Annotated in this window: 11 protein-coding genes; 6 read left to right on the top strand and 5 right to left on the bottom strand. The window is 71.5% G+C overall.

Translation table 11 applies throughout. The annotated features are described in order from the left end of the window. Positions 1–54: 54 nt before the first annotated feature. Genes ACVCAG_RS15920 through ACVCAG_RS15910 form a run of 3 tightly spaced genes read right to left on the bottom strand, consistent with a single transcriptional unit; the run spans position 55 to position 3,235 of the window. On the bottom strand, positions 55–1,308 hold the full coding sequence (locus ACVCAG_RS15920; RefSeq protein WP_440084113.1) for a DUF4350 domain-containing protein: 1,254 nt from the start codon (positions 1,306–1,308) through the stop codon (positions 55–57). Then, positions 1,305–1,946, bottom strand: coding sequence for a DUF4129 domain-containing protein (locus tag ACVCAG_RS15915; protein ID WP_440084112.1), 642 nt, complete (start codon positions 1,944–1,946; stop codon positions 1,305–1,307). The genes ACVCAG_RS15920 and ACVCAG_RS15915 overlap by 4 nt, the downstream gene beginning before the upstream one ends. Next, positions 1,931–3,235 (bottom strand): hypothetical protein, encoded by a 1,305-nt coding sequence (locus ACVCAG_RS15910; RefSeq protein WP_440084111.1) that lies wholly within the window; start codon positions 3,233–3,235, stop codon positions 1,931–1,933. Before ACVCAG_RS15910 ends, ACVCAG_RS15915 begins: the two co-directional genes overlap by 16 nt. 343 nt (positions 3,236–3,578) lie before the next feature. Here ACVCAG_RS15910 and mtrA point away from each other — a divergent pair, with 343 nt between their 5' ends. From mtrA to ACVCAG_RS15880, 6 genes are all read left to right on the top strand, one after another. Next, on the top strand, positions 3,579–4,256 hold the full coding sequence (gene mtrA / locus ACVCAG_RS15905; RefSeq protein ID WP_030907316.1) for an MtrAB system response regulator MtrA: 678 nt from the start codon (positions 3,579–3,581) through the stop codon (positions 4,254–4,256). Positions 4,257–4,281: 25 nt separating this feature from the next. Beyond that, positions 4,282–6,003 carry an MtrAB system histidine kinase MtrB gene (gene mtrB, locus ACVCAG_RS15900; RefSeq protein ID WP_440084110.1) on the top strand — a complete coding sequence of 574 codons (1,722 nt, stop codon included), beginning with the start codon at positions 4,282–4,284 and terminating at the stop codon, positions 6,001–6,003. Positions 6,004–6,142: 139 nt separating this feature from the next. Next, entirely contained in the window at positions 6,143–7,924 is a 1,782-nt protein-coding gene (locus ACVCAG_RS15895; RefSeq protein ID WP_440084109.1) for an LpqB family beta-propeller domain-containing protein, read from the top strand. A gap of 168 nt (positions 7,925–8,092) precedes the next feature. After that, a complete protein-coding gene (locus ACVCAG_RS15890) occupies positions 8,093–8,797 on the top strand; it encodes a phosphoribosyltransferase family protein (RefSeq protein ID WP_440084108.1) in 705 nt (234 codons plus the stop codon). Positions 8,798–9,315: 518 nt separating this feature from the next. Beyond that, on the top strand, positions 9,316–9,975 hold the full coding sequence (gene hpf / locus ACVCAG_RS15885) for a ribosome hibernation-promoting factor, HPF/YfiA family (RefSeq protein ID WP_440084107.1): 660 nt from the start codon (positions 9,316–9,318) through the stop codon (positions 9,973–9,975). Positions 9,976–10,069: 94 nt separating this feature from the next. Next, positions 10,070–10,774 (top strand): response regulator transcription factor, encoded by a 705-nt coding sequence (locus ACVCAG_RS15880; protein ID WP_329090540.1) that lies wholly within the window; start codon positions 10,070–10,072, stop codon positions 10,772–10,774. A 174-nt stretch (positions 10,775–10,948) separates the two neighbouring features. Here the strand turns inward: ACVCAG_RS15880 and ACVCAG_RS15875 are convergent, their stop codons facing one another. Both ACVCAG_RS15875 and ACVCAG_RS15870 read right to left on the bottom strand, forming a co-directional pair. Then, positions 10,949–12,139, bottom strand: coding sequence for a DNA glycosylase AlkZ-like family protein (locus tag ACVCAG_RS15875; protein ID WP_440084106.1), 1,191 nt, complete (start codon positions 12,137–12,139; stop codon positions 10,949–10,951). A gap of 234 nt (positions 12,140–12,373) precedes the next feature. Next, positions 12,374–12,691 (bottom strand): HGxxPAAW family protein, encoded by a 318-nt coding sequence (locus tag ACVCAG_RS15870; RefSeq protein WP_440084105.1) that lies wholly within the window; start codon positions 12,689–12,691, stop codon positions 12,374–12,376. Positions 12,692–12,741 lie beyond the last annotated feature (50 nt).

Below are 12,741 nucleotides of genomic sequence, written 5' to 3'. Positions count from 1 at the left end.
CGGTCCTGACGACGGAGGTCGCCTCGGCGGGACCGCCGTTCCCCGGTGGTGTGGTCACGACTTTCCGACCTGCCTTTCCACGATGTCCATGTATTCGGCCAGGGCTACCAGCCCCGCCTCGTCGACCGGCGGCGGTCCGTACAGGGCGGCGCCCACGTGCGACGCCGCCTGGCCGGTCCGCTCGGCGATCGCGTTCACCAGCGCGTCGGGTCCCGTCCCCGAGGGCAGCCCGAGGCGGGGGGTGACCCGGTCGGCGAAGCCCGCCCGCAACGCCGCGGCGGCCCGGTCGCGGGCCCGCCGCGCGCGGTAGAGCCTGGCACGTCCCTCGACGGTCTCGGCCGCCCGCACGACGACGGGCAGCCGCTCGGCCACCACGGGGCCGAGCCTGCGGCCCCGCCAGAGTGCCAGCAGCAGCACCGCGACGAGTACCTGTACCACGGCCCATTTGACCCCCTCGGGGACCAGGTCGTAGAAGCCCGCCTTGCCGCCGCCGCCCGCGGGGGAGGCGGTCTCGGGGGCGGTCAGCCAGATCAGGGTGGGCCGCCCGCCGGCGAGGTTCGTCGCCAGCGCGGCGTTGCCGTCCTCGGCGAGCCGCAGGTTGGTCATGAACTGCCCGTCGCCCGCGACGGTGACCGTCCGGCCCGCGCCGCTGTGGGAGACCAGGGTGGGCACCCCGTTCGCGGGGTAGCAGCCGATCGACCCGGGAGGCGGGGTGAGGGCCACGCCGCCGGCGTAGGCGCTGCCCGCCCTCGCCGCGGCCGGCAGCCCGCACCGGGGCTCGCGGGAGCGCGCCCGCGCCTCCCGCATCGGGACCACTCCCGGCGCGAGCACGTCCAGGTGGGTTCGCACGCCCGCCACCAGCAGGTCCGAGGGCAGCGCGGCGAGGCGTTCCGCCTCGTCCTCGTCGAGCGGGAAGTCCGGGCTCACCAGCAGGGTGCTGCCCGCGGGACCCGCCTGCCCGGCCAGCGCCGCGGCCTCGGAGACCGAGGTGACCCGCTCGATCCGCACGCCCCGCGCCTGCAGCAGCCTGGCCAGGCCCTTGCCTCCCGACAGCGAGGTGCCGGCGGGGTCGAGGGTGCTGCCCGGCCCGCCGGAGCCGCCGAGCAGCACGCCGGCGACGGCGACGGCGACCACGAGGAGCGCCACCAGGAGGGCGCCCCTGCCGCCGCGCCAGAGGCCGGCGGCGGTCGGCGAGGTGGAGGTCGTCGCGGAGTCCCGCGAGCCGGTCCGCCCGGAGGTCCCGGGGACGGCCTCGGCGGAGGCCTCGGGGGCGGTGGATCCCCGCTGTCCGGGCGCGGCGGGGTTCATGGCGCGTCCGCCCGTACGACGGGCGCCGGGCGGGCCGCGCGCAGGTGATCGTCGAGGTCGCGCATGATCCCGTACGCCTCGGGCGTGCCGGGCACCTCGCCGTAGGTCACGTCGTCGAACACCCGGGCCGCGGAGGCCAGCTCGGCGGCGAGCGCGGGCAGCGCGCGACCGGCCTCGACGGCCAGCTCACCGGCGGTACGGCCCGGCGTGGAGTCGATGATCACGCGATCCTCCAGATCGCGGGCGACGGCCCGGAGCCGCTCGCGGACCGCCTCGGCCCACCGGCTCTCCGCCGCCAGCCGCTCGGCGGCCTCGCGGTGCTCGGCGGCGGTGAGGCGGCGGTCTCCGAAGATCCCCTCCGCGCGGGAGGCGCCGCCCCCGGCGGTCCTGCGGGCGATCAGGAGCAGCGCGACGACGATCCCGATCACGATCACCAGGAGGGCCGCCCGCGCCGCCACGCTGCCGGCGGCGCCCAGGGACTCCTGGTCGAGCAGGTCGCCGAGGAACTGGTTGACGCTCCGCCAGAGGCGGTCGACCAGGGACTCCTTGGCGTACTCGGGTCTGAGCAGCTCCTGGATCGCCTGGCGCCGCGCCTCTTCGCGCTCGACGTCGATCGGGGACGTCAGGAGTGGGACCACGGGGCTCCCTGGTCGGGGGACCCGTGCCGGGTGGGGCCTCCGGGCGTGACGGAGGGATCCCACAGGTCGTCGGCCGACGCGTGGACCCATCCCTGCCGCCGCTGCTCGATCGCCGCGGTCTGGAGCACCAGGTCGAAAGCCTCGGAGCGCATCCGCCGGTCGGCGTAGAGCAGGCCGTTCACCCCCGCCTGGAAGGGATAGGTGATCATGGAGCCGAGGGTGACGCCCACGGCGATGAGGACCGCCGAGGCGATCTGCGCGCCGGTGGAGCCCCCGCCGAGGATGGCGAAGAAACTTCCGCCCAGGACGAAGGGGAAGGCGAGCACCTGGCCGACCAGGAAGGCGATGATCTGGGTGAGGATCATGATGCCGAGCGTCCGCCAGAAGCCGCCCGAGACCAGGTGCCAGGACCTGCGCAGGGAGTCGACGACGCCGCGCCGCTCCAGCACCGCGGCCGCCGGGGCGAGCAGCAGCCGGGTGGTGACGAAGAAGGCGTAGACCACGTAGGCCAGCAGCGCCACCACGCCCACGACCGCCACCGCGGAGACCCCGGCCCCGGCCGCGCCGAGAGCGAGGAACAGGCCGATGATCAGGGCCATCGGGACGAGCAGGATCACGAGGTTGACGACGACCAGCCCGAACAGGGTGGGCACCCGGTTGCGGGTCAGCGTCCAGGCCTCGCCGGCCGTCATCTTGCCGCCGAACACCGCGCGGCCCAGGATGCGGGTCAGCACGCCGGTCAGCAGCGTCACCGCGACGAACTGGACCGCGAAGGAGAGCAGGCTGCCGCCGTACTGGGTGAGGAAACTCGCCTCGGGAGGGGCCGCCGCCGGGTTCTCCACGATCGGGGCGAGAGAGGTGAGCATGATCGCCTGCCCGACCGCCAGGGGGATCGCGCCCAGCGCGGCGGCGATCGCCGACAGGCCCAGGACGCTTTTGGGGTTGGAGCGCATCAGCTTGATCGCGCCGTCGAGGATGTCGCCCAGGCCGAGCGGGCGCAGCGGGATGATGCCGGGGCGCATCGCGGGGGGCGGCGCGCTCGCGCCGTAGGGGCCCTGCTGGTACGGCTGCTGGTACGGCTGCTGGTACGGCGCCTGGCCGTAGGGCTGCCCGGGGCCCGGCGGAGGGCCCGGCGGGAACCCCTGGGGCGGGCCCTGGGGAGTGCCGGACGCCGGTCCGGGCGCGGTCCACGGCGATCCCGGGGCGTTTCCGTACGGCGGAGGTTGGTTGGACGCCCAGCCGGGGGGCGTGTCGGGAGCGCCGGGAGTGGAGCCGTGACCGTCTGACATATCCCAATCCTGACATGTGGACCCGCCATCCGTGGTGATCGGGCGATCACGCGAACGTTTCATCCTTCCCGAGAGCGGCGGAGATGGCGGAGGGATGGCCGAGACGCCTTGGTTTACCGCAGACTGTGACCGTGGTCATCACCGCCCGGCGTCCGCAGTCGCCGGGGCCGGCGGCGGCCGTGGGGGGGCACCACTGCGCGTTTCACGTTGCGTGCGCTTAAAATTCGTCATTTGGACGCCCGGTCGTCGACCGGTGTCATCCAGTAGGCGGACAAGGGTAATCTTCGACGATCGAGCGGTTTATCCCAATAACTCCCGAACTGCGTAAACCGAATGAGGGGCCATGAAAGGACGCGTGCTGGTCGTCGACGACGACGCCGCTCTCGCCGAGATGCTCGGTATCGTGCTGCGCGGGGAGGGCTTCGAACCCTCCTTCGTCTCCGACGGTGACAAGGCGCTCGACGCGTTCCGCGACACCCGGCCGGACCTGGTCCTGCTCGACCTGATGCTGCCCGGTGCCGACGGGATCGACGTCTGCCGGCGCATCAGGGCCGAGTCCGGGGTGCCGATCGTCATGCTGACGGCCAAGAGCGACACCATCGACGTGGTGCTCGGGCTGGAGTCGGGGGCCGACGACTACATCGTCAAGCCCTTCAAGCCCAAGGAGCTCGTCGCCAGGGTCCGCGCCCGGTTGCGCCGCACCGACGAGCCGACGCCGGAGATCCTGCAGATCGGCGACATCACGATCGACGTCGCCGGGCACTCGGTCAAGCGGGAGGAGGAGACCATCAACCTCACCCCGCTGGAGTTCGACCTGCTGGTCGCCCTCGCCAGGAAGCCGCGCCAGGTCTTCACCCGCGAGGTCCTGCTCGAACAGGTCTGGGGCTACCGCCACGCGGCCGACACCCGCCTGGTCAACGTGCACGTCCAGCGGCTCCGGGCGAAGATCGAGAAGGACCCCGAGCACCCCGAGATCGTCGTGACGGTCCGCGGGGTCGGCTACAAGGCCGGACCGGCCTAGCCGCCGACCTCCCCCGGACCCCGAGATGCCTCCCGCACCGAAGAAACGCCGTCGCACCCCGCGCCAGCTGCTGCGGGGTGTGCGGCGCCGCACCCGGCGCGTGGCCGGCCGGGCGCGCCGCGTCTTCTGGCGTTCGCTCCAGCTGCGCGTGGTCACCAGCACGATGGTCATCTCCATCGTGGTCGTCGCCGTGCTCGGCGTCTTCCTCATGCAGCAGATCATCAGGACCACCCTGGAGACCAGGGAGAGTGCGGCCAAGAGTGAGGCGCAGGCCGACAGGAACGCGGTGCTCGGTTATCTCAGCCAGCCGGCGGCCGAGGCCGCCAAGCAGCCCGTCGAGCCCGGCCAGGCGCCGCAGGCGGCGGGAGGCAGCCCGCTCGGTCAGGCCACGGAGGCGCTCGCGCGGCGCGCGGGCTCGGCCAGCCGCTACTCGGTGATCATCCGGAACGAGGCGCTGCCCGGGGCGTTCTACGGGACCACGGACATCGACCCCCGCAGCATCCCGCCCAGGCAGCGCGAGGAGCTGTTCAAGAAGGAGGCGGGCGAGGACAGCACCTGGTACACCCCGCTGTACTACAAGGGGCAGCCCGAGCAGCCGGTGCCCGGAATGATCATCGGCACCCGCCTCGACTCGTCGTACGAGATCTACCACCTGGTCCCGCTGGACAGGGAGGAGCAGACTCTCGCCTCGGTGCAGCAAATGATCATCCTCGTCGGCGCCGGGCTCGTACTGCTGCTGGCCGCGATCTCCTCCCTGGTCACCCGCCAGGTCGTCACGCCGGTGCGGCTGGCCAGGCAGGCCGCCGAGCGGCTCGCCGCCGGACGCCTGGACGAGCGGCTGAAGGTGCGGGGAGAGGACGACCTGGCCCGCCTGGCCACCTCCTTCAACGAGATGGCAGCCAACCTGGCATTGAAGATCCATCAGCTGGAGGAGCTCTCCCAGGTGCAGCGCCAGTTCGTCTCGGACGTCTCGCACGAGCTGCGCACCCCGCTGACCACCGTGCGGATGGCCGCCGACCTGCTCTTCGACGCCCGCGAGGACTTCGACCCGATGGCGGCCAGGTCGGCCGAGCTGATGCAGAACCAGCTCAACCGGTTCGAGGCGATGCTCGCCGACCTCCTGGAGATCAGCCGCTACGACGCGGGCGCGGCCGACCTCGACGTCGACCCGGTGGACGTCAGGGACGTGGTGCTCCGCGCCGTCGCCGACTCCGAGGCGCTGGCCGAGCGCCACTCCACCCGCTTCGACCTGCGCCTTCCCGGCGAGCCGTGCATGGCGGAGATGGACAGCCGCCGGGTCGAGCGCATCCTGCGCAACCTGCTGTTCAACGCGATCGAGCACGGCGAGGGCCGCGACGTCATCGTCTCGGTCGCCGCCGACAGGGACGCGGTGGCGGTGGCCGTACGGGACCACGGGGTGGGATTGAAACCCGGCGAGGAGAACCTGGTGTTCGACCGGTTCTGGCGGGCCGACCCGTCCCGGGCGCGCACGATCGGCGGCACGGGCCTGGGGCTGGCCATCTCCCGCGAGGACGCCATCCTGCACGGCGGCTGGCTCCAGGCGTGGGGCTCGCACGGCGAGGGGTCGCAGTTCCGGCTCTCGCTGCCCAGGGTGGCCGGGGCGGTGCTCAGGGGCTCGCCCCTGCCGCTCGTACCCCCGGAGGTCGAGATGCGACGCACGTGGCGAGGGCACGTGACGCCGGTGCTGTCGCCGGCGGTGGCCGACGGGGGACGCGATGCGGACTAGAACCGAACGGGCGCGACGCCGGCCGGAGCCGGCGAGGGGCGCCGCGCGGCCCGGGATCCGCGAGGCGCGGTACGGGCCGGTGCCGGGAGGAGGCGCGGCGCGGTCCCGGACCGACGGGAGGCGACACGGGCGCGGGCCGGTGCTGAGGGCGGGCGCGCGGAACGCGGGGACGGTGCTCCTGGCGATCGCCCTGGTCTACGGGATGACCGCCTGTTCGGTCATCCCCACCGGCGGCAAGTCCGTCGTCGCGGTGGACAACGAGCGCAAGGGCAGCCCGCTGGGCGACCCGTACGCGCGGGTCATCGCCATGCCGCCGAAGGCCGGCTGGTCGCCCGAGGAGGTCGTCACCGGCTTCCGCGCGGCCATGGCGAGCCCCGACGACCCCGACTTCCAGGTGGCCCGCAAATACCTCACCGGCGACTTCGCCGCCAAGTGGAACCCGCGCAGCGGCGTCACGGTCTACCGGCAGGGCGACTACGAGAAGTTCGCTCCCCTCACGGATGAGGACAAGCAGGCTCAGGTCACACTTAAGGGCACCAAAACCGCCATCATTGACCAGGATGGTCGATACCGTCCGAGCGGTGGCCCGCTGAACCAGCCCTTCACGCTCGCCAGGGGAGCCGACGGCCAGTGGCGCATCAGCATGGCCCCCGACGGCCTCCTGCTGTCCGAGGCCGACGTCGCCCGCGGCTACCTGCCCGTGGACCTGTACTTCCTCGACTCCCAGTGGAAGGGGTTGGTGGTCGACCAGGTACGGGTGCCGATCGACCCGGGCTCCAACTTCGCCAAGACGACGGTCGAGCGGCTGCTGCGGGGGCCGAGCAGCTCCCTCAAGGACGCGGTGCGCACCGCCTTCACCGACACCGAGCTCATCGACGTCACCATCGAGAACAACAGGGTCGTCGTCGACCTCACCAGGCGGGTGGACTCCGATCTGATCGACCCGATGTCGGCCCAGCTCGCCGCGACCCTCGCCGCGCTCACCAAGGGCGGCTGGGGCTTCGAGGTCAAGGTGAACGGCGAGCCGTACTATCCCGACGCGCCCCTCCAGATCGACGCCCAGGAGCAGTCGAACTTCGACCCCTGGACGACCCCCGACGCCGTCCACCCGTTCTATCTCGCCGACGGCGCGCTGCGGCTGCTGGACAAGGAGAACGTCGGACGGATCGTGCCGGGCAGGGCCGGCCAGAAGGGGGTCGGGCTCACCCGCCCCGCGATCAGCGGCCAGCCCCTGCAGCAGGTGGCGGCCCTCTCCGAGGGGGACAGGAGCGTCTCCGTCGCGCCGCTCGCCGCGGGCGGCGAGTGGCGGGTGTGGGCCACGGGGGTCTCCCTCGCCCCGCCGGCCTGGGACCGCTACCACACGCTCTGGACGGTCGACCGGCCCAACGATCACACCTCGGTCATCACCCGGCACGACGGCGACAACAAGCACCGGTACCGGGTGTCCGCCCCCGACCTGGAGACGTTCTACATCGAGTCGCTCAAGGTCGCGCGGGACGGCGTGCACGTCGCGGTGGTCGTCAGGGACGGGCTGGGCGAGCAGGTCCAGGTCGGCACCGTCATCGGGAATCGGGAGAGCACCCGCATCGCCAACCTCCAGACCGTGGTCGACACCGACGGCAACCGGACGATCAAGGACATCGCCTGGAAGGACGGCAAGACCCTGTACGCGCTCACCGGCAAGTCGGAGCTGCTCGAGGCCTCGGTCACCGCCGAGCCCAAGTCCCTGCCCTTCGACTCGCGGATCGAGAGCATCACCGCCCTGGACGGCACCCTGCTCGCCGGGGCCAGGGACGAGCAGGGCGACCGGCAGGTCCTGTTCTGGAACTCCACCAAGTGGGAGCCGCTGATCAAGAACGAGACCGGGACCACGGACTTCACCGAGAACGGCCCCTCCTCCCCGGCCTTCCCCCTGGGCTGAACCCGGCGGGCTCGCCGGTGCGTGGCCTTCGCCCTGGGTCGAGGCGTTCTCCGGGGAGGGCCACCCCGGCACCGGGCGGGGCCGGCCGCCGCCTCCCCACGGGCACCGAACCCCCCTCCGGTACTCTGGACTGGGCTTTTTGTCGGTGCCATCTGAAACCTTGGATCCGTGACGATCGCCATGCTCGACCTGATCCTGCCGCCCCGCTGCGCCGGATGCGACGCGCCGGGCGCCCTCGTCTGTCCCCGATGCGCGGCGGAGCTTCATGGAGCGCCCGCCCTCCGGATGCCCGACCCCGTCCCGCCCGGCCTGCCCGAGTGCTGGTCGGCGGCCGAATACACCCCCGCCGTGCGGCGGGCGATCATCGCCTACAAGGAGCGCGGTCGCACGGCCCTCGCTCCTCCCCTGGCCGGGGCCCTCGCCCTCGCGGTCGCCACGGCGGTCGGCGAGCGGCCGGTGCTGCTGGTGCCGGTGCCCAGTGCACGGCCGGCCCTGAGGCGCCGCGGGCACGATCCGGTGGCCCGGCTCGCGGGGCTGGCGGCCGGTTACCTCCGCCAGGCCGGCTGGCCCGCGAGCGTGGCGAGGGTTCTCTCCCAGCGCCGCCGCGTCGCCGACCAGGCGGGGCTGAGCTCCCTCCAGCGGGCCGCGAATCTGTCCACCGCCTTCACGGTCACGGTCGGTCGCAACGCGCCCGTGCCGCGCTCCTGGGGCGGTACGGAGGCGATTGTGCTGGTCGACGACATCGTCACCACCGGTGCGACGCTCGCGGAGGCCGCCAGGGCGATGCGCGAGGCGGGGGTGACGCCGTCCCTCGCCGCCACGGTCGCCGCGACACGCCGAAGATCCAAAACTGGCGACCGTGACGGAGGGTGAGAACGCGCCCCGGTTCCGGCCTCACCCGGAAGCCACACCTCACTGTCCCGCGGTGCTTTCCGGCTGTTCAACGAACGCGAGAAGCCCTCGCCTGTGATGTCGCTCACCCGCGGGCGCAAGGGACCAGGGGGCCGGCCACCCGGCTGTGAATTACGCAAAGTGATCCTTTGGCCGATCGTCAGGCTGACATTCGGCCAGGATGCGGATAGCGTCTGAGCCATGGCACCCGCTCGGGTCCGTGGTTGCACCGGACCGACCTCCGCGAGGAGGCCGGCCCGGCTAGCCGATGCCAGCCGCAGGCCAAACGGTCCACGTAAGACGACTTTTCGTCGATCGATCACGGTGCGGCTTAGAGGTAAGTCCTGCCTTCCCAAGGAGCCAGATGTTCCTTGCCAGAAGAGAAGGGCATGTAGTGGCAAAGAGCTGCGAAACCCTCAGCAGGCGGATGTGGGGACGAAGACCAGGTCGGCCGAGCGGGTGCCGCAATACCACCGTCGAGATTCGAAGGGGGGCTGTGCATGGAGATCATCGTCAAGGGTCGGCACACCGGAGTGAGTGACCGATTCCGTGACCACGTGAACACCAAGCTGGCCAGGATCGAGCGTTTGGACCACAAGCTCATTCGCGTTGACGTGGAGGTGTCCAAGGAACGTAATCCCCGTATCGTCGACCAGCGAGAGCGAGTCGAGCTCACGATCCATTCACGTGGTCCCGCGGTCCGGGCGGAGGCTTCGGCCGACGACCGTTTCGCCGCCCTTGACATCGCACTCGGCAAACTCGAGGGACGGCTGCGGCGTCTCGCCGATCGCAGGAAGATCCATCACGGAAACCACTGCCCTCCGTCGGTCGCGGAGCTGACGGCCACCGCGCTCGCCGAATCGTTCGAGAGCGCCCCGGCCGACCTGCTCACCGAACAGTCGCCGGCCGAGTCCCAGGCCGAGGCCGATGTTCCAGAGGACGAGACCATCATCCCGATCCAGATGGATGGAGACGGGCCGCTGATGGTCAGGGAGAAGTTCCACGAGGCCGATCCGATCACGATCGATCAGGCACTTCTTGAGATGGAACTGGTGGGACACGATTTCTATCTCTTCCGTGACAAGGAGAGCGGGCAGCCGAGCGTCGTATACCTCCGACAGGGGTACAACTACGGCGTGCTGCGGCTCGTTGAGCCCTGACGAACGCATTCGAAGATCCTCTCCGACCAACCGAGGACCATGAAACCCGTGTAATCATGGCGGTCCACCGGCTCTGGCCCCCCGAGGAGGAGGCGTGACGGAACCCGACGACGCAACCGGCCCGACCGGACGCGGCGAACCGATCCGCGTGCTGATCGTTGACGATCACGCGCTGATCCGCCGCAGCCTGGAGATGGCGCTGGCAGCGGAGACGGACATCGAGGTTGTCGGCGAGGCGAGCGACGGACAGGAAGCGGTCGAACTCGCCGACCGCCTCACTCCGGATGTCATGCTCATGGACGTCCGGATGCCACGGAGGAGCGGTATCGAGGCCACTCGTGAAATCAAGGCCTCGGTGCCGAGCACGCGGATCATCATGTTGACGGTGAGTGACGAGGAGGAGGATCTCTTCGAGGCGATCAAGGCGGGCGCCACCGGCTACCTGCTGAAGAACGTCCAGCTCGACGAGGTCCCGGAAGCCGTCCGCGGCGTCCACGAAGGACAGTCGCTGATCAACCCGGCTATGGCCGCCAAACTGATCAGCGAGTTCGCCAACATGAGCCGCAAGGAGGCCGAGCGGCCCCCGCAACTCCCCGTTCCACGCCTGACCGAACGGGAGATGGAGGTGCTCCGCCTCGTCGCGAAGGGGATGAACAACCGCGAGATCGCCAAGCAGCTGTTCATCTCGGAGAACACCGTGAAGAACCACGTCAGAAACATCCTGGACAAGCTTCAGCTTCACTCCAGGATGGAGGCGGTGGTCTACGCGGTCCGCGAGCGGATGCTCGAGATCACCTGACACGCGGCCGGTGCGGTGACCGTCCGGCGGTCACCGCACTCCGGCTCGGGACAGGTGTCCCGAGCCGATGTCGCGGACGGGCCTCCCGGCCCGGCGTTCCGGCTCCGGGGGCGGCTCGGCCGGACAGGTCGTCCCGGTTCGGGAAACGACCCGGTCCGGCGGGATCCTTCCCGCTCAGGGAGCGTTCCGGCGCAGGGCGTCCTGGAGAGGGCCGGCCAGGAGGGAATCGACGCGCTCGACCCGGACGGCCTCGCAGCCGACCCAGCTCGCGGCCTCCCAGAGGGCGCCGGCCAGCGATACGGCCCCCCTGCCCGGCGGGACGCCGGGTTCGAGGCTCACCTGGCGGGCCACCAGCGTCGCCCCCTCGCGCGCCGGGTCGATACGCCCGATCAGCCTGCCCCCGGCCAGCACCGGCATCGTGAAGTAACCGTGGACGCGCTTCTCCTTGGGCACGTACGCCTCGAGGCGGTGGTTGAAGCCGAAGACGCGGGCGGTGCGGGCACGGTCCCAGACAAGGGAGTCGAACGGGGAGAGCGGGGTCGTGCGGTGGCGGCCCCTGGGCTCGGTCTCCAGCGCGGCCGGGTCGGCCCAGGCGTCGGCGGCCCGCTCGGGCCACCCGGCGACGCGGACGGGCACCAGCCCGGTGGAACCGTCGAGCAGGCACGCGTCGAGCAGCCGCGCCTCGGGCGCCTTCAGGCGCAGGAAGTCGACGAGGTCGGCGCGGGTGGCCACGCCGAGCGCGACCCCGGCGATCCCGGCGAGGCGGGTGACGCACTCGGCGTCGGAGAGCTCCTCGGCCAGCAGATCCGCGGGGACCGCGCGTTCGGCCAGGTCGTAGACGCGTCGCCAGCCCACCCTGCGCGTGCAGACGACCTCGCCGGTGTCGAGCAGCCACTCAATGGCGATCTTGGAGTCGGACCAGTCCCACCACGGGCCGCCCTTCTTGGCGCCGCCGATGTCGGCGGTGGTGACCGGGCCGCTCTCGCGGACCAGGTTCAGCACCTTGCCGACGCTGTCGGGCACCTCGTGCCAGCGGAACTTCCTGGCGCGGAAATATCTCCGCCTGAAGGCGTACAGGGCCCAGTCGCCGATCGGGAGGATGCAGGCGGCGTGACACCAGTATTCGAAGGCTCGCGCCGGTTCGTCCCAGTAGGCCCGCTCGACCTCCTGCCTGCCGACGGCGCCGAGGCGGGCGTACGCGACCAGCTCGTGGGAGCGGGCCAGCACGGAGATCGTGTCCAGCTGGACGGCCCCGAGGCGGCGCAGGACAGCGGGGGCGCCGCCTCGCCGGGCCTCCGCGCCCAGGAACCCCTGGGCGCGGAGGATCACACGGCGGGCCTCGTCGGAGGAAAGAAAAAGCTGCATGACCGCCCCAGGGGGAGACAACACGTCGTGGGCCGAGGCTAGCGTCTGACACCGACGAAAAGGCTACGCCGGTGTCAGGGTGTCCGTGATCAGGGCGAATTAGGGCAAGTCACGTCGAGCGAGGTGCCCTCGCCGAGTCGGCCGGTCGGTTCGGGAGAAGTGCCTCCGTCGAGCCAGCCTGGCGGCTCGGGAGACCGGTCGGTTCAGGAGAGGTGCCTCCGCCGAGCCGGCCGTTCAGTCCAGGACGCCCTGTCCGCTTCCGCCGCTCATCGAGCGAGGGGCCTCGAGGACGATGTCCTGGAAGACGCGGAAGACCAGCATGAGGATGCCGCCCATGACGCAGACCGCCGCGCCCATCCAGAGGAGGGGCCAGTTCGGGCCCAGGCAGAGGGCGACCCCCGCGATGGTGAAGCCCAGCAGGATGACGGTCACCGCCAGCCAGGACGACGCCCGGCCCCCGTGGCCCCCGGAGCCCTGGTGGACCGCGGGACCGCCGTCACCCCCCTGGCCCTCGTGGGTTCCGCCAGTCGCCTGACGCGCGTCCTCCGCCATCACGGCTCCTCCCTCCAGACACGGCGACGCGCCCGCGCGGATTCATCGCG

The organism is Streptosporangium sp. G12 (assembly GCF_052983175.1).
The sequence above is the reverse complement of the archived record's forward strand: the minus strand, read 5'-3'. Positions and strand labels throughout refer to the sequence as shown.